This is a genomic window from Hyphomicrobium sp. LHD-15 (assembly GCF_031157355.1).
Lineage (GTDB): Bacteria > Pseudomonadota > Alphaproteobacteria > Rhizobiales > Hyphomicrobiaceae > Hyphomicrobium_C.
In genome coordinates, this window is the sequence record NZ_JAVIFT010000005.1 from 53799 (window position 1) to 74532 (window position 20734).

The window sequence follows — 20734 nt, forward strand, 5'->3', positions numbered from 1 at the left end:
GCGCGCGAGATCGGGATGCGCATTGGTTGACCCTGAACATGATGGTGAACTGATAAAATGCCATCCCCGGTTTGGGGGAGACTTAGGGTATCAGGCGCCGCCGCAGGGCTTGTGCGACGGCGTGTGCTTGCGTTCGAACGCCGAGCTTGGCTTGAGCCTTCTTGACGTGGCTGCGGATCGTCTCTTCACCGAGATCGAGAAGCCTAGCGATCTCACTGACCTGATTTCCAAGCGAGAGCAACCGCAGCACCGCAAGCTCGCGCGGTGTAAGCATCGCGCCCTTTCCAATTCGAACGACTTGAGGGCCGAGGAGCTTCTGTAGGCGGATCGCTGCGAATGTAGCGGCCATGAACAGGATTGCTCTGGCTCCCTCGTTCAGGCGCATCGACATGACACTGCGGGACCAATAGGAAATGAGCCATCGGCCACCGACGGGACAGTTCAATCGATCCCGCATGCCGTGCTTCAATGCGACCTCGAATGGCCAGCGATCAGCCGCCAACGGTTCAAGCGCGCGCATCAATTCCGACATTGTGAATGGCGCGAGTGACAGCAGCGCAAACGACATCCCGAACCCTGGGTGGGCGCGGCTTAGTTCCATATGCTCTTCCCACCATCCGCGGGGCACGCTCTTGTGCAGGAAGACCGTCTTTCCTTTTTCAAGGCTTTCCCAGTCGCCATGGTGCAACGGCAGCATGAGGGCACCGAGCACGTTGATCTGGCACGTTTCGTTAGCGATCAGGTTCAGATTGTCGAGTACCTCGTCGGTCGTGGTCAGACTATCGACGTCTGATATGTACCTCAGAGTTTCACTGCCGAGCGTCGAAAGACAAATTGGAGTCTGCATCACCCGCGCTCCGCTGGAATGAGGCTACGTCTCCTGTGTCGTCCTGCTCACGAACAACCGCTGGCTCAGGCATTCGAACATTTGCACTGCGCCCACGCAGCAGGCTCTCAATCGTCTGAGCGCCAGCAAGCTGGCCTCGTACAGGCACCAAACAAAGATTGGCTAGCGACCGCACACGCGGCGACGGAAGTCGAGCTGAGGTCCTGCATCGACTTGAGTTGCGCGGACCTCAGCCGAGCGTCCAGCATGCGAGAGAATGCGTCGGACACAATCGCAAACTAATCCAGCCGCGCATCCCGCAGCGCGCCAATTCGCAGTGATTGGTTACTCAATCAATGGAAGTGTCGTCTTTTTCAATAACATCGCACATATGCAGTTTTCTGCCCGAGACCGCCACGAAGTCGTCTTCCATCCTTGGCGGACCAGACTCCCGGCGCCGGTATCCGCTCGCACCCGACGCTCTCTGCAGGCATCGCGGTTTGTCAGAACGTTGCTAAATTGCCGTAGTCGCCCTACCATCCGCAAACCAACTATCGGCAGTTGAGGGGCGTCATGACACCAACGCAGCACCCTCTCGCATCGCACCATTTGCCGTGGTTCCTGACGGCGCCCGGTCAAACCGACGTACTATTCACGATCACGACGATCGTTGTCGTTGCCATTGTGCTCGGACTCGGCGTGATATTCTTCCGCTTGCACTCGCTACCCGAGCGCTTAGGTCATAAGAAATTCCAGTTCGAGATCGTGGCCGTTCTCGGCTTGCTATCTCTCTTCACCCACGTGCACGCGTTCTGGGTCGCGGGCCTGCTGCTGGCCCTGATCGATATTCCCGATTTCCAAACTCCGTTGAAACGCATGGCCGCTTCGCTCGAGCGACTGTCCGGCGTCGAGCCTCCTGCGGAGGAGGTTCCCGCACCCGCGGCCCCACCCCACAAACCCGCCGATCCGCAGCCCGAGCCGGGAGCCTAGGTCATGCTGGAAATCGCGCTCTGTTCGCTGTTCACGATCCTTCCCGACTATCTTTACCGGCGCTATGCGCAAGGCAAGCGGATCGGATACGAGATCACGCAGTACTCCGTGTGGTTCGAGTTGAGATGGGGAATTACGACCTGTCTCATGCTCGCGATGCTCCTGATCACGATCATCTTTTACCACCATCCCTCGACATCGAGCGCCACGCCTTTCTTTCGCACCATTCCGATCCTGCCGGAAACCAATGGCAGAGTGAGCGAGATCTTCGTCCAGTGGCGCGATGAAATTGAAAAGGGCGCCCCGATCTTCAAGCTGGACAGCACCAAGCAACAGGCGGATCTCGAACTGGCAAAACGGCGCATCTCGGAGATCGACGCACAAAAAGTGATGACGCAGGCCGACATCGCCGCTGCGGAAGGCCAGATCCAGCAAGCGAAAGGCGCCTACCAGCAGGCGTTGGAAGAGCTGAATACGAAGGCTGAGCTGAGGCAGCGCAATGCCGATGTCGTAACGGTACGCGAGATCGAGCGGCTGCAGAACGCCGTCGACGGGCGAAAAGGCGCGGTTGTAGCCGCGGAAGCGGCCAGGCAGGAAGCGGAGACGCGCATATCCACGCTACTTCCCGCGCAAAGGGCCAGTGCCGAAGCGGCCCTCGTTCAAGCGCAGGTCGATCTCGACAAGACGACCGTCTACGCCGGAGTGTCCGGCCGGGTGGAGCAGTTCATTCTCAAAGTCGGCGACATCGTCAATCCGTTCATGCGACCCGCCGGCATTCTCATTCCTTCGGACGCCGGGCGGCAGCAGCTCCAGGCCGGCTTTGGACAGATCGAAGCGCAAGTGATGAAGGTTGGCATGGCCGCGGAAGCGATCTGCATCTCCAAACCGCTGACCATCATCCCCATGGTCGTGACTGGCGTGCAGGATTACATCGCAGCGGGACAGGTCCGGGCCGGGGAGCAGTTGATCGAAGTGCAGCAGGTGACGAAGCCTGGAACGCTGCTGGTTTTCTTGGAGCCCCTTTATCAGGATGGGTTGGACGGCGTGACGCCGGGCAGCAGCTGCATTGCCAACGCCTACACGAGCAATCACGACCGGCTGGAGAAAGAGGACGTCGGCGCTTTGACGTGGCTCTATCTTCACATGGTCGACGCCGTCGGCGTCGTGCACGCCATTATCCTGCGTGCCCAGGCGTTGATGCTTCCGGTCAGGATCCTGGTCCTTGGCGGACACTAACACCCACCGCTCCTGGGTGACGTGATCTGTCCTTGGCAGAGCTTTGGCGCGTCGGAATTCATGTACGCCCGATGTAAAGCCTGTCGTCAGTTGTCCTGGATGCCCTCGTGGATCCGACGCGCGAGCCAGAGCGCCGGGAAGATCCCGAACACCGATCCAATCAATCCGACGATCACCAGGCCCTTGACGCCATAAGGCGCCATGGCCGGGACGGCAATCGCGATGAAGGCGGCATTGATCGCGAATGCGGGGCCCATCAGCGCGAAGCAGAACGCGAGCAGTCCTCGCGGGATAGGCTGCTTCTGCAGGCCATCGGTTCTCGTGCTCTTATGCTCGCCCATGCTCAGCGCCCGCTGCCGAAGAGATACAGCGCGAACGCGAGCGCCAGAAACACTCCGATCGCGAGATCGAACGTTCGCATCCAGAAGCGCGAACCTGAAAGCCCAAGATAGCGGGAAAGGATCACGCGCGCCTTGAGGCCCGCCAGCGCAAGCACGCCGGCAGCCGTGAACGTACCGCTGTGCCCCGAGGCCTGCACAATCAGAACCGTTCCGATGCTCAGGGCGATGAGAGCCATCCAGGCTTGGACGAGATCGCGCGCGGGCATGGCCTCACCTCAACACGTAGATGATGGGAAACAACAGCACCCACACGAGATCCACCATGTGCCAGAAGGCAACGGCCGCCTCCATGTTGCGCACGCTGTCGGCCCAGCAAACAAGGGCGATGAGGGCAATGCCGGCGACGACGTGCAAGGCGTGAAAGCCGGTTATGAGATAGTAGAACGTGAAGAACGGACTCGTCTCGATGCCGATCCCCATGGACGCCTTGCTTGCGTACTCGAAGCCCTTCACGATCAGAAAAACGATGCCGAGGCTTCCAGCCGCAAGTAGCCAGCGACGCGCCGTGCTGCGCGCGCCGCCTTCCCTTGAGCGGATTGCGGCAGCGGCACAGAAGCCGCTCGTCACCAGCGCGATCGTGTTGATGGCCCCCGCCGTCGTGTCGAGAAGCGCTTGGTCGGATGCGAACTGCGCCGGGTGTGCGATGCGAACGCTCAGAAACGCGAGAAGGGCTGCGCCGAACACCAAGAGCTCGCTCGCGATAAGCACCCACATCATGAGCTCGCCCGGGAGCTCCGAGAGAACATCGGGATCGTTCTGCGCGTGCCGCGTGCTCATGATCCCCCTCACCCGCTGACGAGGTGACGATAGAGATGCGGCAACGCGGCCACGAGCTTCTCGGGATCGGGGATCACGACATAGCCGCCCTTGCCGAAAATCCGGCTGAATGTCGCCTGCGATTTGGTGTCGATGGTGACGCCGAAAACCGACTGCCCCTGCCGGCGCGCCTCACGCACGGCCATGTGCGTATCCTCGATGCCGTAGCGGCCTTCATAATGATCGATGTCGTTCGGCTTTCCGTCCGTCAAAACCAGCAGAAGCCGCCGCTGGCGGGGCCGCTCGGCGAGCGTGTTCGAAGCATGGCGGATCGCCGTGCCGAGCCGGGTATAGTGTCCGGGCCTGAGCCCCGCGATACGCGCCTCAACCGTTGCGCCCATGGGTTCGCCGAAGGCCTTGCAGGTCTCGACGAACACGCGTTCGCGGCGACGCGACGAGAAGGCCGCGATGGCGGTATCGTCACCGCACGCGTCGAGCCCCCAGGCGAGAGCGACCAGCGCCTCGCGGGCGATGTCGATGACCTGCCGCCCCGCGACGTAGGTTTCCGTGGAGCGGGACGCGTCGAGCAGGATCGAAACCGCCAGATCGCGCTCCTGGCTGCGTGTCGCGAGATAGACGCGATCGGAATGCTCGCCCGTCGTCGCGAGGTCGACACGCGCTTCGATGGCAGCGGCGATGTCGATGTCGTGCCCTTCGACCTGCCGCGTGAGCTGAACGCGCTTCGGCCGCAATGTCTCGAACTGCCGCCGCACGCTGCGGATACGGCGGCGCGCACGCGCGCTGTCGGGCGTTTCGGAGGTATCCAGCAGGAGAGACGCCTTCGCCGCGCCGGCCAGCACCCGGCAATAGTCCGGCAGATAGGTCTTGGTGCGATGGTCCCACTCGGGATAGACGTGCACGCCCGCCAGACGCTCGAATTCGGCCTCCTCGGGCGACAAATCAAGGTGGAGCTTCAGGCGCGTTTTGGCGCGTTGCGGCACCTGCGCGAGGCTGATCTCGTCCTGGTCGTCGGCGGCCTTGCGGGCCGTATCCTCGTCGTCGTCATCGACGCGGCGGTTGATGTTCAAAAGCTCCGCCCAGGACAGGATGGCCTCGAACTTGTGCAGGATGAGGCTGTCCTTGCGCGCCGCCTGGTCGGACGGCTTGCGTGAGGCCTTGAATGTCCCCGGCTCCGCATTCGGCTGCGCCTCCGCTTCGCCGTGTGGCGCGTCCTCCTGGACCGACTTGGTTCGCAATGCGAAAGGCCGCAGATCCGGCCATAGCGGAACCGGCAGAAGCGGCTGGTATCCACGGGGGGCCGTGAACGCCGAAAGGTCGTCCGCCTGGCTCCGAACCGCAGCCGAGATGGCCACCGCAAAATCCAGCTCCGGCGCTGGCGCCCCGAGCAGATGCAGAACGGTTGCCTCGATTGCAGCCTCGGCGAATGGCAGCTGTCGATCCGGTCGCCGCGCCCGCGTCTCGAGGGCGAGTGCGCCGTACATCCGGCGCAGCCCGGGGCATTCCGCGAGCGTGTCGCGCGTCATCCTGAGCGCCGCCTGCAGCGTGCGAATATCGGCTTTGAGCGGATCGCTTTCCCTGACTGGCGCGCGCGCAAACACCGCGCACGCCGCCAGCCATACATAGAGCGCGACATTGGCGTCGCGCTCAGGAAACAACGAGATGCGCTCAGGCAGCCGCAGTGTCTCCCCGTCGAAGCTCGGCAGCGCGATGCGCTCGGCGCTCTGGCCGAGCGCGCGCCGCCACGAGAGCCGGTGCGCCGAGGTTTCGGGTGTTGCGACCTTGATCTCGACGTCGCGCGCGCCGCCTAGTCCGCGAAACAGCACGCCGAGGCGCCCACGCGTCTCATCGAGAGTCGCTGCCGCCTCCTCGAACTGGCCGGGCGCATCGAGCGTGTGAACAAGCGCGTGCCACAGCTTCCCGACGCTTTCTTCCGGCTCCCAAGGTTCGAACTCGACCACCGCCATGCGACCCTGCTCACCCGTAGACCGTCGCGACGAGATCGCTGAGGCCGTGCTTGATGTCTGCGTCGTCGGTGAGTGGCTCGATCAACGCCGCCTGAACGGCTCGCTCGATGGGCATGCCCCCCTGGATAAGGCTCGCGCAATAGACGATGAGCCGCGTCGACACCCCTTCCTCGAGGTCTTGTCCCTTGAGAGCACGCAGCTTGCCCGCGAGCCTGACGAGGGAAGAGACGCGGTCCTTGGCGAGCCCGCTTTCGCGCACGACGATCTCGATCTCGCGCTCCGGCGCCGGGAAATCGAAATCGATGGCAAGGAACCGCTGCCGCGTGGAGGGCTTCAGCGTCTTCAGGATGTTCTGGTAGCCAGGGTTGTAGGAGGCGACGAGCATGAACTGCGGGCCGGCCTCCAGCACCTCTCCCGTACGCTCGATCGGCAACATGCGCCGATCGTCGGTCAGCGGATGCAGTACGACCGCCACGTCCTTACGTGCTTCGACCACCTCGTCGAGATAGCAGATCGCGCCTTCGCGTATCGCTCGCGTCAGCGGCCCATCGATCCATTCGGTCTCGCCACCTTTGAGAAGAAACCGCCCTATCAAATCTGCGGCTGAGAGGTCGTCGTGGCAGGCCACGGTATAGAGCGGCCGGCCGAGAAGCGCCGCCATATGCGCAACGAAGCGGGTCTTGCCGCAGCCGGTCGGTCCCTTGAGCAGCAGCGGCATCTGGTTGCGGTATGCGGCCCGGAAGACGTCGCATTCATCGCCTTGCGGGAGGTAGAAGGGGACCGGTGTCCCCTTCTCCGAGAGCTGTACGGCTTGCATGGCGCTTTACTCCGCAGGCGACAGTTGCTTCGTCGCGGTGCCGGCCCTGATAACCTCGCGGCGCGGAACCAGGATGGCGAACACGAACAGAAGCGCACCGAGAACCACCGCGACGCCTGCGCCGAAGCGCATGTAGTGGAACAGCATGATCTGATCCTGAACCTCCATGTAGTACTGCCCCATGACGCGCTGCAGATGCGTTTGGATGGTACCCGCGAAGGTCAGCACGAAGGTCATGAAGCACATGCCGCCCGCCATCAGCCAGAAGCTCACCATGTTGAGCACCTGGTTGTAGGGGTCGCGGTTCCTCAGCATCGGGAACGCGTAGGTGAAGATCGCGAGATTGAGCGACACGTAGGCACCGAAGAAGGCCAGATGTCCGTGGGCAGCGGTGATCTGCGTGCCGTGGGTATAGAAGTTCACCCCGTGCAGCGTGTGCAGGAAGCCCCACACACCGGCGCCGAAAAATGCGAGCGTCGTGCAGCCGAGCGACCACAACAGCGCAGCCTTGTTCGGATGATCGCGCCGTCCCTTCCAGACCATGACGAAGCTGAACGACATCATCAGGAAGAAGGGCACGACCTCGATCGAGGAGAAAATCGAGCCGATCCACTGCCAGTAACCGGGCGCGCCGATCCAGTAGTAGTGATGGCCGGTGCCGAGAATGCCCGAGAACAGCGCGGTACCTACGATGACGTAGAGCCACTTCTCGACGATCTCGCGATCCACGCCCGTGAGCTTGAGCATGAGATAGGCGAGGATCGACGCCATGATCAGCTCCCACACGCCTTCGACCCAGAGATGGACGACGTACCACCAGTACATCTTGTCGAGGCTGAGGTTGTGCGGGTTGTAGAAGGCGAAGAGGAACAGCAGCGCGAGGCCCCAAAGCCCGATCAGCAGCACGCTCGTGATGGCCGTCTTCTTGCCGGCAAGCACCGTCATCGAGATGTTGTAGAGGAACATCAGCGCCGCCACGACGATGCCGATCTTCACCCAGAGCGGCTGCTCCAGGAATTCGCGGCCATCTTTACCGAGCAGGATGTTGCCGTGGAACAGGTCGAACACATAGGTGATCACCGCCCCGAGCGTGCCCACGACCAGGATCGCGAGCTGCCAGTAGGCGATTTTCGGCGAGTGGATTTCGCGCTCGGACTCCTCAGGTATGATGAAGTACGCGGCGCCAAAGAAGCCGAGCAGCAACCACACGATCAACGCGTTGGTGTGCAACATGCGCACGATGTTGAACGGCAGCACGTCCGATAGAGTGTTCGGAAAGATGTAGATCCAGCCGGCCAGCAGCCCACCCGAGACCTGCACGATAAACAGCCCTATCGCCACGACGAAATAGGCAAGGGCGATCTTCTGCGTCTGATATTTCATTTGCTCTTTTCTCCCGTGCGTCCGCGTCAGCCGGAATCTTTCGGTGGCCAGCCCTGTCTGTCGGTCTTGTCGGCCCATATCAGGAAGTCGCTGAGGGCTCGGATGTCTTCGTCCGACAGGTGGAAACGGGGCATCTGCCGGCGACCTTGAATCCCGGTCGGCTGCGCCTCGATCCAGCCCTTGAGTGCCTGGAAGGCGTCGTCAGGAGAATTGAGCACGCCCCATCGCGTCATGACGTTTCCGACTTCAGGCGCGAAATACGCGCCCTCGCCATGCAGCGTGTGGCAGTTGATGCAGGCGTTGGCCTCCCACACGCGTTTGCCGCGTGCGACGGAGTCGGTGAGCGGCATGGCCGCGGTCGATTTGGTGACGATGTAGTAGTGGCTATGGGCTGTCAGCCCGACAAAAATCAGAATGAAGAACAGCGACCCGCCATAGAAAATATTTCGGGCCATGGCTTTCGACATGACTTCGCGCATTTCGTGTTGCCTCCCGCCGAGGGTCTGGAAGTGCAATCTCTGACGCGAAACGGCCGGGCGGCTCTTGACGAAAGCTAAGCGGTTAAGAGATTCAGCAGGCATCATGGTCAATGTGCGGATACACGACGCCAATTGAGCCGGTCAGGCGCGGGCTACTTAGGTATGCGGCGCGGCGTGGTCAGGATCGGCGCTGAGGCACCTGCAAAGAGCGCGAAGGTCGGGTCGACACGCGTGCCCAAGGCGCGTTTCTGTCTGGTGTTCAGCAAGCGAATCGCTTGTTGTGTAGAATTGCTGATAATCCGTGCGCGTTGAATTCACCGCTTTGGGGGATTACGTTGACGCGCCTTGTTTTCCGGTTTTTTTTTGCTCGCTCTCTTTGCGGCAGGCGGCTCTGTGTTGCTGCCGGCGTCACCCGCTACGGCAGGCTGCACCATGACCGGCACCCATCAGGAGTGCACGGGCGCTGCGGACGGCACGCAGCTGACGCTCGGTGACTCGAGTGTCGTCAGCTCGATCCACATTCACGATCTCACCCAAACCTTCATCGCACTCGCCGGGTGCGCCATCGATCTCTACCACGTCAGCGGTGTGGGCTCGCTCTCGATCGACGTGAACTCAGGTTCCTTCGGCATCGAGTCCGTCCAGTATGGATTGACCGCCACGGTCACGACCGGGCCGGGCAGCGTCACCATCGGCAATATCGGCTCAGTGACATCCGGATCGACGCATGCAGCCATCTATGGCGAAACGCGCGGCGGTGGTGCGCTCAACATCACGACCAATGGTGACCTTTCCGGCGGCCTCTATGGAATCTGGGCAAAGACGTCCAATTCATCCGGTACCGCTGGCGTCATCTCCGTCATTTCAAACGGCGGAGACATCTCGGGCACGACGTACGGCATCCTGGTCGACACGCCGACGGCGTCGCACGTGACGATCAACGGCGGATCGGTCTACGGCGGCGACACAGGCATCACTTTCAGCACGCGAAGCTCCGGAACCATCACCAACTACGGCACGATCTCCGGCGGCGCCTACGCGATCACCATGGATGACGACGACGACACCATCAACAACTACGGCGTGATCCGGGGCAACGTCTTCATGTCTCATGGAGACGACGTCTTCAATAACTCCCAATCGGGAACCGTCGAATCCGCCTCGAGCCTCGCCGTCGAGACGTTTGTAAACCGCGGCATCCTTTCGCCGGGCGGCGCCAGCGTTCAGACGACACAGTTCTCCGGCGACCTCAATCAGACGAGCACCGGCCGATATCTGGTCTCACTAGCCGAAAGCAGCGGATCGGTGACAGCCGACAGGATAGATATCTCCGGCAACGCGACACTGGCAGGAACCGTCGTCGTCCAGACGTCGGGAAATCTCGGGGCTTCCGGATCGATCGTCATCGCCTCGTCGGATGGCGACCTCACCAACAACCTCGGCGCAGTCCGTCGCAGCGGCGGATACGCCTACACGCTATCGGCGACCTACGGCGCCACGGATTACCTCACGCTCAATTGGCTGCTGGCACCGGGCGGCGTAGTCGATACCGTCAACGAGACAGGCAGTGCTGCCCCCAACCAGCAGGCAACGGCCGCGCATCTCGATCGCATTGCCGAGGGCGGCGGTGGCACGCAAACCTTCGACGACATGGTGAGCGACGTCGCCAGCATGACGTCCGGGCAGGCCCAACAGGCGGTCGAGAGGCTCAGTCCTGAGCATTACGCACAGCGCATGACGGATACCTCGCAATCCTACTTGGCGTTCGTGAATTCGGCGATGAGCTGCCCCACGCTGGAGCAGAACCCCGGCTTCATCCAAGAGGGCCAGTGCTATTGGGCCAAGGTCGGCGGACGGCAATTAGGCTGGGACAAAACCGATCGCAACGTCGGCGGCGACGAGGAGGCCTGGACGATGTCGGGCGGCGTGCAGGTCGCTTTGCGGGACGAATGGCGCCTCGGCTTCGCGGGATCCTACGAACACTCGAATGTATCGACCAACAACAGCGCCGCGACGGAAACCGATCGCGCGCAGGGCGCCGTGATCCTCAAGAACCGGTGGGATACGGTGAGCTTCGCCGCCACGGCGTTCGTGGGTTACGGCTGGTCCGACACCCAGCGTCACATCGGTTTCGGCGGACTTGGCACCGCTGAGAGCGACAATCAGATGTGGTACGCAGGCACCCAGGTAAGGCTCAGCCAGCTCTTCGAGCAGGCGGGCGGCTGGTACGTCAAGCCGATGATCGACCTCAACGCGACACGGCTCCAGACCGAGGACTTCCGTGAGCATGGCGCGGGCGCTGCGAACCTCGCAGTCCAGGGTGACTCGACATGGGTGCTGACGGCGAGCCCCGCGCTCGAAATCGGCGCCGAGATGCGGGCCGGCGGCCTGGTCCTTCGACCGTTCGTGCGGGTCGGCGCCACGTTCTTCCAGGACGCCGTCTATGAAACGACCGCAAGCTTCATCTCTGCTCCGGGAACATCCTTCACGATCGGGAGCGAGTTCGACAAGCACTACCTCGACCTAGCTGTCGGCGTGGACGTGCTCAACGCCGCAGGCGTGGATGTGAAGCTCACATACGATGGGCGCTTTTCAGAGCACTCCGACATGCATGCCGGTGGCATAAAGGCGGCGTTACCTTTTTAACGGCGCCTTATAGGCCCCCGACGCCCGATCGGGGGTAGCTCCGCACGACCTCCCAGGCCACCTGCTGCATCTTCGCTGCAAGCGCTTCGGACGGAGCATTCTTGTAAGGGCCCAGCCGCCGCGGAAGCCCTTCGGGGCTCCGCTTGTAGATCGTGGCGAAATGGACCATCGTCACGAAATACTTGCCGACATCGGTGAGGTGAATGTCGTCGGCGAAGAGATCGCCCATCGCGCCGAGATCGGGAACGCGCCCCGCCGCGATTTCATCATGCAGCTTGGCCAGGGCCTGACCCGCCGGAACGATCAGCATGTCCGGCGTACCGGGTTTGCGCGCACCGTTGACGGCGTCGACAATCCCCTCCCAGCGCGACAGGTCGTCATCGAGACGTTTGCGCCAGAGCGCATCGTCTCCATCGCGGTTGTGCCACGTCTCGTAGAGATACACCTGCGCCTTCGGATTGGCCGATACCGCAAGCTCGTACCAGCGCAGCGCATAGCCGTTTGAGTCATTGTATTCGATCTGATCCTTGAGCGGGATCGCCTCGGTAATGACGACGGCGCCATAGGCTCCGGACGCGAGCGAAACGCGCCCGTCTTTTCCTTGCCCGTTCGCAGAGTCGGTCCAGCTCACCTTGAGCGGCGCCCCGTTAATAATCTGGAAATCGACGCGGCTTTCGATCTTGGCCGCCCTCACTGAGATCGCAAGCATCTCCGGCACGGCCGGACTGACGAGGCTATGGCCGATGAAAAACACCGAAAGAGAAAGCGCCTGAAGGACCATGGATCGCACCTCGGCCTGAGTTTGGATAGTGAAGGGTTTTAAAATTGAGAGCTTCGAGATTGAGCGTCAAAGCACGACGAACGCTACGCACATTGTCATCCCACCTTCAAACACGCCCCGTGTCCACAGCTTCGTCCGTCTATGCTGAACGCGCATATCGCAGCCGCCGTTCGCGAATCTCGTTGCCGACCAGGCACGCAGGCCCAACCCCAATCGTCTTGTCACCGCGCCGTCGCCAAACCGTGACCGCCCCGTCGCAAACCGCTGCTAGCCAAATACGGATGTGCGGCGTCTCGGGGCCGCGACGGGCGTGCGCCGGGGGGCGCGAGGATGGATCTGCAGCAGGAATACGCAAACCGGAGGCCTGCCGATACGCAAAGCGCACGCGAGCGGATCGAGCACGTTGTCGGCTCAGGAAACTTCCTGACGTTTCTCGCGCTGCTCGCGTTCATCACCGCCTTCCGCCTTGCAACTCTCGCCGTCAACGGCACCGACCTCTACATGGACGAAGCCCAATACTGGGCGTGGTCCCTGGAGCCCGCACTCGGCTATTTCTCGAAGCCGCCGTTCATTGCCTGGATCATCCACGGCGCCACAAGCGTATGCGGCGACAGCGAAGCCTGCATCCGGTTGCCGTCCGTCGCATTGCACGGCGCGACCGCGATCTTGATTTATCTCATCGGCTGGCGGCTCTATTCCGCCGAGGTCGGCTTTTGGGCAGGCCTCGGATACGCACTCCTACCTGCGGTCTCGCTATCGAGCGGCATCATCTCGACCGATGTGCCATTGCTGGCCGCTTGGGCACTCGCGCTGTTCGCCTTTGCCGGCCTCATGCAGGCGCCGAGCTGGAGCAGCGCACTCTTGCTTGCACTCGCACTTGGCGTCGGCCTCAACGCCAAATATGCGATGGCCTACTTTTTCGCCTGCGCGGCGATCTATTTCGTCATTGTCCCGGAACGTCGCACACGACTGCTGCAGCCCCACCTGTGGCTCGCTCTCGTGGGCGGGATCGTCCTGATCGTCCCAAACCTTCTCTGGAATGTTGAAAACGGCTTCGTGACGGTCTCGCACACGGCCGAGAACGCAAACTGGCGCGGCGTTCCGTTCCACCCCGGCAAAGCCGCCGAGTTCATCATCGCCCAGTTCGGCGTATTCGGCCCGATCCTGTTCGGCGCGTTGATCGCGATCCTCTGGCGCCTGTCCAAACGCCGGCAGAAAGCCTCCGCCGCCGACAAGCTTCTGCTGGCCTTCTCCGTGCCGATCCTCGCAGCCGTCACGGCGCAGGCCTTTGCCTCGCGCGCGCACGCCAATTGGGCCGCCCCCGCTTATGTCGCCGCCGTCGTCCTGGTGACAGCCGTCATGATCCGCGACCGCGCGTGGGTCTGGATGCGGGCCTCCTTCGCGATCCATGCCACCGTCGCGGTGCTGCTCGCCCTCGCAACCTGGCAGGCTGGGCACCTCGCACTGCCTCTCGTCGGCGATCCGTTCGCGCGCACCCTCGGCAATCGCGAGCTCGCAGCCGTTGTGAAAGAAGAACTGGCGAAATCTGCAACCAAAGATCGCCCGATCAAAACCGTGCTGACCGACGATCGCGATATCGCGGCCGCCCTCGCCTACTACGGTCGCGACATTGCGGTGCCGGTGCTGTCCTGGCGCGAAGGCCCAGCGCCCCGCAATCATTTCGAGATCGCAAAGCCGTTCTCGGCTTCGGCGCCGCAGCCGGTTCTGCTCGTCTCGCTTCGCGCGGCCTCTCCCGTGGTGAAACGCTTCGGCTCGGCTTCGCCCGCCCACTCCCGCGAAGTTTCCGCCGGACGGCACAGCACCCGCACGCTTTACCTCGTAATGCTCGATCGCTTCCAGGAAAGGTGAGCCATGTTGGCCTCAAACCCCTATGCCCCCGAGGAAACCAAATTCCGGCGCGAGTTTCTGATCGGCGCGGCTGCCCTGACGATCCCGCTCGGCGTCATCCTCGTCTTCAATCCCGACATCGACCTCGCGCTCTCGACCGCATTTTGGGAAATGTGCCCGGGGTCATCCGCCGGACGCCCCTGGTGCGCGACCGAGACCATCACCACGGCGCGCGAGATTTTCATGGGGCTCTTCGCCGTCGTCGCATTCGCGACGCTCATCGCCACCGCCCGAGTGTTGATCGAGAAACGCCGTTGGTTCGGGCTCGATCAGGCGCGCTGCCTGTTCATGATCGCCGTGCTCGTCATGGGACCCGGCGTCGTCGCCAATCTCGTGTTCAAGGACAACATGGGCCGCGCACGGCCGCGCGACATCGTTGAGTTCGGCGGCAGCAAGGCCTTTACGCCTCCGCTCATCCCGTCTCGCGAATGTCCGCGCAACTGCTCGTTCATCAGCGGCGAGGCCTCATCGATCTACGCAGCCTTCTTCGCGCTCGCGCTGCTGATCCCCCAATACCGGATCGCATTGCTGATAAGCGGCGTCGCGGCGGGAACGTTGGCGGGCATCGTGCGCATCATACAGGGCGCGCATTTTCTGAGTGACGTGCTGTTTGCGGGCGTCTTCATGGCCATCACGGTCGGCCTGCTTCACATCGCCTGCATCGGTCTTTGGCGCGATCCCGAACGCATCCGAAGCGCAATCGCCGCAACATTCCTGCCGCTTATGCGGGCCGGCAACCTCGCGCGAGGCCGCGGATGACGGCAAACCCCATCCACGACCACGACAAACACGCGCGCCCGAGCGAAGGCACACTCCCGGCCGACGCAATCGCCGTCGTCATTCCGGCCTTGAACGAAGCGGGAAACATCGGCGGTTTGATCCGCGAAACCATCGCCTGCATACCGGCTTATGCGTTGCGCGAAATCGTCGTCGTCGATGACGGCAGCGACGACGCGACAGCCGCCGAGATCCAGGCGCTGCTAGCAACGGTCCCGAAGCTTCGCTATCTCCGCCATGCCCGCCGCGCCGGACAAAGCGCCGCCGTTCGAACGGGAGTGCGCGCTGCGTCGGCGCCGCTGATCGCCACCATGGACGGCGACGGGCAGAACGACCCGCACGACATCCCCGCTCTCGTCGCGCTTCTTCACCGCCTCGCCCCCGCGGATGTAGCCTTGGCCGGCGGTGTGCGCACCACGCGTCGCGCCGAATCCTCGAAGCGCATCGCCTCGAAGTTCGCGAACTGGCTGCGCGACGCGATCCTCCGCGATGAGTGCCCCGACACCGGCTGCGGCATCAAGGTGTTCCGCCGCGACGTCTTCATCGATCTTCCGTATTTCTCGGGGATGCACCGCTATCTACCCGCGCTGTTCCAGGCGTATGGGCACGGCGCTGTCTACCACCCCGTCAACGACCGGCCGCGCCGCGCCGGGACCTCGAAGTACACCAACTTCGGGCGCGCCCTGATCGGCATCTACGACCTGATCGGCGTGCGATGGCTGATCAAGCGTACAGCGCTTCCGAACACCGGCACCTCGGTCCGCCGTCCGGCCCCCGAAGGTCTCACCGCTCACACACAGAATGAGGAACGCCTGTGGTTGCAAAACTGATTGCGTGGTGGAACGCGCTCTCTCCGGCGGAGCTGATGTGGCTGACGATTGGCCTCATCGGCCAGGTGATGTTCTCGGCGCGCTGGCTCATTCAATGGTTCGTAACAGAGAAATCCCGGCGCTCCACGATGCCGGAAACCTTCTGGTACCTGAGCCTGCTGGGCGGCCTGATGGTGTTCGCCTACGGCCTTCACCGCCTGGATCCGGTCATCATTCTTGGCCAGTTCGGCGTGCTGATCTATGCGCGCAACCTGTTCTTCATTCGCAAGGAAAAGAAGGAACTCGATCCTCTTTCAGGCTCCGCTGCGCCGGCCGGCCGTTGAAGCCCGGCATGATTGTCATTCACCCGTCACACGGCTCCCCGAAATAGGCGGAACCAATTCCAATCCGAGCGCGCTTTTCACAAGCGAGCCGGCAAGCTCCACAGGCGCCCCATGACCCAGCAAGACGAACTTTCCGAGAGAATGAAGGCCGAGCTGCTCGACAGCATCGACGAGGAGCTTGAGCTGGAACTCGACGATGAGCGCCTGTCCGGCCCTCAAACCATCGCGGACAACGGCACCGAAGCCGACAGCATCAAGCGGCGCACCTACTTCAAGGAGCTGTTCCGTCTGCAGCGCGAACTGGTCAAGCTGCAAGACTGGGTCGTCAAGGAGAAGCTCAAGGTCGTCGTCATCTTCGAAGGCCGCGACGCGGCCGGAAAAGGCGGTGTGATCAAGCGCATCACCCAGCGGCTCAATCCCCGCGTCTGTCGCGTCGCCGCGCTTCCCGCGCCCAACGAACGCGAACGCACGCAATGGTATTTCCAGCGCTACGTCAGCCACCTTCCCGCGGCGGGCGAGATCGTCCTGTTCGACCGCAGCTGGTACAATCGCGCCGGCGTCGAGCGCGTGATGGGCTTTTGCAGTGAAGCCGACGTGGAAGAGTTCTTCCGATCCGTGCCCGAGTTCGAGCGCATGCTGGTCCGCTCCGGCATCATTCTGGTGAAGTACTGGTTCTCGATAACCGACGACGAACAGAACTTCCGCTTCGGCATGCGCATCCACGATCCGCTGAAGCAGTGGAAACTATCGCCGATGGACCTCGAATCCCGCCGCCGTTGGGAGGCCTATACGAAAGCCAAGGAGGCGATGCTCGAGCGGACCCACATCCCGGAAGCCCGCTGGTGGGTTGTGGAAGCCGACGACAAGAAGCGCGCGCGCCTCAACTGCATCAGCCACCTGCTGACCCAGATCCCTTACCAGGAGGTCGACCGCACCGACATCGTCCTTCCCGAGCGCGTCCATAACCCGGACTATTCCCGCACCCCGGTCCCGGACGAGCTGTATGTGCCGGATCTCTACGACGAGGATTAACCTCGGAACGGATCGGTCCACCCGCGAATGTCTGGGCAGAAAACAAGATTGCCTGACATTCAACCTGTAGTAACCCTGACAAAATCTATATTGTTTGAGCGACCCATTCCCTTGTAAGTCCAAATTTGGACGGCAGCGTTTTTCGCACACCCAGAGGGGGGATCGCCTATGCACGATATTGTCCCGGTCATCCTGTCGGGCGGCTCGGGAACTCGGCTCTGGCCCCTCTCGCGGGCCATGTACCCGAAACAGTTCATCAGCGGATTGAACGGGCAGCCGGCAAGCCTGCTCGCGGCCACCCTCACGCGCTTGAAGCCCCAGGACGGCTTCGCCGCGCCGATTGTCGTCAGCAACAACGCCCACCGCTTCCTGGTACGCGATCAGGCCGGCACAGCGGGTGTCGAGCCCGAGACCATCGTGCTCGAGCCAGAAGCCCGTAACACCGGCCCCGCCATCGCGGTCGCGGCCCTTCTCGCCGCCAAGCGCAATCCCGCGGCCATCCTGGCCGTCATGCCGTCCGATCACGTGATCGACGACCCGGCTGGCTTTTCGGACGCGGTCCGGCGCGCAGCCGAAGTGGCGAGCCAGGGCCGCATCGTGCTGTTCGGAATTGCGCCCACCGAGCCGCACACCGGCTATGGCTACATCCGCAAGGGCGGCGGCCTCTCGGACGGCGCGGGCGCGGCCTTCGAGGTCGACAAGTTCTTCGAGAAGCCGGACGCGGAAACCGCAGCCGCGTATCTCGAGGACGGCCGCTACCTCTGGAACAGCGGAATTTTCGTGTTCCGCGCCGACACCCTGATCAACGAGCTCACCCGCCACGATGAGGCCATGCTCGTCGCCGCGCGCCGCGCGCTCGAACTCGCTGCCGAGGATCTCGGTTTCCTTCGCCTCGACGCCGAGGCCTTTGCCAAATCGCCGAGCCTCTCGATCGACTACGCGATCCTGGAAAAAACCGACAAGGCCGCCGTGCTGCCGATCTCGATCGGATGGAGCGACCTCGGCTCGTGGGCCTCGCTCTGGGATGCGGCCCCGCGCGATGCCGACGGAAACTTCGTCCAGGGCGATGCCCTGCTCGAGGACACGGCCAACTGCTACATCCGCAGTGAGAACGCCCTCATCTCGACCATCGGCGTGAAGGACCTCGTCATCGTCGAGACGCCCGACACGGTCCTGGTCGCCGACCGATCGCGCTCGCAGGACGTCTCCCGCTTCGTCAAGCGGCTCAAAGCTGCCAACCGCACGGAGCACGAGCAGAACCTGCGGAACTACCGGCCGTGGGGCTTCTTCGAAACCCTCAACATCGGCACTCGCTTCCAGGTCAAGCTGCTGCACGTCAAGCCGGGCGGCATCCTCTCCATGCAGATGCACCACCATCGATCCGAGCACTGGATCGTGGTTCAGGGTACCGCCCGCGTGACCGTCGACGGCCAGGAGAAGCTCGTCCGCGAGAACGAGAGCGTGTACATCGTCGCCACCCAGTGGCACCGCCTGGAAAACCCCGGCAAGGTGCCGCTGGAGCTGATCGAGGTGCAGATCGGCACTTACCTCGGCGAGGACGACATCATCCGCACCGACGACATCTACAATCGCGCCGCAGGCGAAACCCGTTAGCCGGGGTAGGGGGACCTCTCCCCCTACCAGTTGCCTGCTGCCCGCGCCCAATACCCAGCCTCACATCAGCCATTTCCGTACCGTACACGACGGAAACCGAGCCGATGTGGGAGATGCCGGGCGGAGAGCGCCGCCGGCCACATGCGGGCTCGCCACGTGCAATCTCGGTCAGGCGAATCCTGGCCGCCGGAGTTCAAAGTGTATAGTCACTCGTTCCACCCACATTTTGGCGGCCGCCCGGCCGGTATCGGTCGGCTCGCCTGCGGCATCGCCCTGTTTTTGGGCATGTCCTCGGTCGCAAAAGCCCAATCTCCACAGCCAAGTGCGGACGAGCCGGACTGCCTGACAATTAGCCAATCCTCCTCGTCCACCTACATGATCGCCAACGCCAACTGCCCTCAGTCGAGCGTACTGGCCTCCATCGAACTGGCCGAAGACGTCTCCATCGCCCGCTGTTTCACCAAGAAAATCAGAAGCCAGATCTCGATCGCCAGCGATCGCGCCGTGCCCCACATTAATTATCAGTGCATCGAAGGATCGCCCGGTTGCTCTCTGGAGGTCTTGCGGGGCATGTTTCCCGAATGCCATTCCGGCTGATAAAACGTCGGGGCACTTCCGAAAAAAAGCCTGATACAGCGTAAAGATAGCGTCGCGTCACATGGACGGCCCGGCTGCAAAGCTGTTTGCTGTCCGGAACTTGAAGCCCTTCACCCGAGGTGGGACTAAGTCTCAATCATGGCTGCCTTCGATCGCGACTCCGCGCTTGAGCGCCAGCAGATCCATGAGATCTCGATCAACGTTGCCCGTCGGCTGCTGAGGCTCCTGGAGCGCAGCCGCAATACGCCGCCCCACGTCGCGGCCGATATCGGGTCGGGCGCCCGGGTCATCTCCGATGTCCAGCGCGAGATCGAGCAATTGATGGCCTCGCTCCCCGCCCATGGACCGCTCGACATAGCCGTTCTCACCCATATTCTCGGCAGCCATCGCCGCGCGCTCGATATGCTGGAGGTGCTGGAGGCGCGCCTGACACAGGCCGTCGGCCCTGACGAAACCAGATCAGACGCCGCACGCGCGCATTCGGCTCTACTGGCAACATCGCGCGAGATCGAACGCGATGCCCAGCGCTACGCCCAGAGCTATCCCGAAAGCTATCCTCAGAGCTACCCGTTGCCGTCTCCGGGAGGAGCGAGAGCCCCGCTGGCGCTTACCGGTCCGGCCAACATGCCGGGGCCCTATCCGCCGCAACCGGGCGCGCCTCAGCGCCAAGGTGCGCAGCGCCCGCCTGCACAGCAGCCGCCACCCCCGGCTCATGGGTTCGGACGTCGGCCCGAACCCCCGCTGACAAAGAAGCGGCGAGCAGGCAACGCACCCAAGCTGCCCACGCTATCCGAGGTTCGCGCCCTCCTGACCGATCGCAAGGTGACCGCCGCATTCGCGGTGATGACCGTGGTCGCCGGGCTTGCCGTCTCGGTGTTGAGCTTCATCGGAGGCGGCGACGCCAAGCATGCAGCGCTCGAGCCCGGACAAAAGCTCGACGGCAGGCTCGATGACGCCGCTCCCGAAACCGGCAGCCTCGCTCCCTCCGGCGGCAGCATGAGCGCGGAAGCGGCCCCCGCCACCGCGGCGCTTGGCCCCGTGACAGACCCGCTCATGGAGCAGCCCTATCTGGTCGTGCTCGCGACCCGCCAGACCACAGAGGAGTTGCATCAGGATTTCCGGTCGCTCAAAGGCAGCTACCCCGACATCCTGGGCACCGCCAAAGCGCGCGTCGACCGCGTCCAGGGGCAGGATCGCCAGAACTGGTACCGCCTGTCGCTCATTCCGCCTCAATCGCGTGATGATGCGAAGGCAGTCTGCAGCAGCCTCAGGAGCGCAGGCATGGTCGGATGCTGGATCAGGCCGTTGCCGCTGGGCCGGCCCCAGCACTAGGCTGTGAACTCACTATCGCTG

The 20734-nt window shown here is 62.8% G+C and carries 20 protein-coding genes; 11 read left to right on the forward strand and 9 right to left on the reverse strand.

Annotated elements, in window-relative coordinates; translation table 11 throughout:
• Positions 1-82: 82 nt before the first annotated feature.
• The gene (locus tag RCO24_RS15060) at positions 83-847 is read right to left on the reverse strand and encodes a LuxR C-terminal-related transcriptional regulator (protein WP_308963268.1); all 765 of its coding nucleotides are present in this window, start codon (positions 845-847) and stop codon (positions 83-85) included.
• 552 nt (positions 848-1399) lie between these two features.
• Here RCO24_RS15060 and RCO24_RS15065 point away from each other — a divergent pair.
• Both RCO24_RS15065 and RCO24_RS15070 read left to right on the forward strand, forming a co-directional pair.
• Entirely contained in the window at positions 1400-1816 is a 417-nt protein-coding gene (locus tag RCO24_RS15065; protein ID WP_308963269.1) for a hypothetical protein, read from the forward strand.
• Between the two features lie 3 nt (positions 1817-1819).
• Positions 1820-3052 (forward strand): HlyD family secretion protein, encoded by a 1233-nt coding sequence (locus RCO24_RS15070; protein WP_308963270.1) that lies wholly within the window; start codon positions 1820-1822, stop codon positions 3050-3052.
• Positions 3053-3138: 86 nt separating this feature from the next.
• On the opposite strand, the gene RCO24_RS15075 is transcribed toward RCO24_RS15070, so the two are convergent.
• From RCO24_RS15075 to RCO24_RS15105, 7 genes are read right to left on the reverse strand one after another with little or no spacing between them, the layout of a single operon-like run.
• Entirely contained in the window at positions 3139-3393 is a 255-nt protein-coding gene (locus RCO24_RS15075; protein ID WP_308963271.1) for a hypothetical protein, read from the reverse strand.
• Between the two features lie 2 nt (positions 3394-3395).
• Positions 3396-3659 (reverse strand): cytochrome C oxidase subunit IV family protein, encoded by a 264-nt coding sequence (locus RCO24_RS15080; protein WP_308963272.1) that lies wholly within the window; start codon positions 3657-3659, stop codon positions 3396-3398.
• A gap of 4 nt (positions 3660-3663) precedes the next feature.
• The gene (locus RCO24_RS15085) at positions 3664-4230 is read right to left on the reverse strand and encodes a cytochrome c oxidase subunit 3 family protein (protein WP_308963273.1); all 567 of its coding nucleotides are present in this window, start codon (positions 4228-4230) and stop codon (positions 3664-3666) included.
• Positions 4231-4238: 8 nt separating this feature from the next.
• Complete coding sequence (locus tag RCO24_RS15090; RefSeq protein ID WP_308963274.1) at positions 4239-6194, reverse strand: VWA domain-containing protein; 1956 nt, start codon at positions 6192-6194, stop codon at positions 4239-4241.
• A gap of 10 nt (positions 6195-6204) precedes the next feature.
• Positions 6205-7011 carry a CbbQ/NirQ/NorQ/GpvN family protein gene (locus tag RCO24_RS15095; RefSeq protein ID WP_308963275.1) on the reverse strand — a complete coding sequence of 269 codons (807 nt, stop codon included), beginning with the start codon at positions 7009-7011 and terminating at the stop codon, positions 6205-6207.
• A 6-nt stretch (positions 7012-7017) separates the two neighbouring features.
• The gene (locus tag RCO24_RS15100; RefSeq protein WP_308963276.1) at positions 7018-8394 is read right to left on the reverse strand and encodes a cbb3-type cytochrome c oxidase subunit I; all 1377 of its coding nucleotides are present in this window, start codon (positions 8392-8394) and stop codon (positions 7018-7020) included.
• A 26-nt stretch (positions 8395-8420) separates the two neighbouring features.
• Positions 8421-8873 carry a cytochrome c gene (locus RCO24_RS15105; RefSeq protein WP_308963277.1) on the reverse strand — a complete coding sequence of 151 codons (453 nt, stop codon included), beginning with the start codon at positions 8871-8873 and terminating at the stop codon, positions 8421-8423.
• A gap of 432 nt (positions 8874-9305) precedes the next feature.
• Between RCO24_RS15105 and RCO24_RS15110 the strand changes: the two genes are divergently transcribed.
• Complete coding sequence (locus tag RCO24_RS15110; protein ID WP_308963278.1) at positions 9306-11519, forward strand: autotransporter domain-containing protein; 2214 nt, start codon at positions 9306-9308, stop codon at positions 11517-11519.
• A gap of 7 nt (positions 11520-11526) precedes the next feature.
• On the opposite strand, the gene RCO24_RS15115 is transcribed toward RCO24_RS15110, so the two are convergent.
• Positions 11527-12300 carry a hypothetical protein gene (locus RCO24_RS15115; protein WP_308963279.1) on the reverse strand — a complete coding sequence of 258 codons (774 nt, stop codon included), beginning with the start codon at positions 12298-12300 and terminating at the stop codon, positions 11527-11529.
• A 330-nt stretch (positions 12301-12630) separates the two neighbouring features.
• Here RCO24_RS15115 and RCO24_RS15120 point away from each other — a divergent pair, with 330 nt between their 5' ends.
• The 8 genes from RCO24_RS15120 to RCO24_RS15155 all read left to right on the forward strand — a co-directional run bounded on the left by RCO24_RS15120 (position 12631) and on the right by RCO24_RS15155 (position 20713).
• Positions 12631-14169, forward strand: coding sequence for a glycosyltransferase family 39 protein (locus RCO24_RS15120; RefSeq protein ID WP_308963280.1), 1539 nt, complete (start codon positions 12631-12633; stop codon positions 14167-14169).
• Positions 14170-14172: 3 nt separating this feature from the next.
• Entirely contained in the window at positions 14173-14967 is a 795-nt protein-coding gene (locus RCO24_RS15125; RefSeq protein ID WP_308963281.1) for a phosphatase PAP2 family protein, read from the forward strand.
• Positions 14964-15815, forward strand: coding sequence for a glycosyltransferase family 2 protein (locus tag RCO24_RS15130; RefSeq protein WP_308963282.1), 852 nt, complete (start codon positions 14964-14966; stop codon positions 15813-15815). The genes RCO24_RS15125 and RCO24_RS15130 overlap by 4 nt, the downstream gene beginning before the upstream one ends.
• A complete protein-coding gene (locus RCO24_RS15135) occupies positions 15800-16138 on the forward strand; it encodes a lipid-A-disaccharide synthase N-terminal domain-containing protein (RefSeq protein WP_308963283.1) in 339 nt (112 codons plus the stop codon). Before RCO24_RS15130 ends, RCO24_RS15135 begins: the two co-directional genes overlap by 16 nt.
• 111 nt (positions 16139-16249) lie before the next feature.
• Positions 16250-17170 carry a polyphosphate kinase 2 gene (gene ppk2 / locus RCO24_RS15140; RefSeq protein ID WP_308963285.1) on the forward strand — a complete coding sequence of 307 codons (921 nt, stop codon included), beginning with the start codon at positions 16250-16252 and terminating at the stop codon, positions 17168-17170.
• 168 nt (positions 17171-17338) lie between these two features.
• Complete coding sequence (locus tag RCO24_RS15145) at positions 17339-18784, forward strand: mannose-1-phosphate guanylyltransferase/mannose-6-phosphate isomerase (RefSeq protein ID WP_308963286.1); 1446 nt, start codon at positions 17339-17341, stop codon at positions 18782-18784.
• Positions 18785-18982: 198 nt separating this feature from the next.
• Positions 18983-19381, forward strand: coding sequence for a hypothetical protein (locus RCO24_RS15150; protein ID WP_308963287.1), 399 nt, complete (start codon positions 18983-18985; stop codon positions 19379-19381).
• 138 nt (positions 19382-19519) lie between these two features.
• On the forward strand, positions 19520-20713 hold the full coding sequence (locus RCO24_RS15155) for an SPOR domain-containing protein (protein WP_308963288.1): 1194 nt from the start codon (positions 19520-19522) through the stop codon (positions 20711-20713).
• Positions 20714-20734 lie beyond the last annotated feature (21 nt).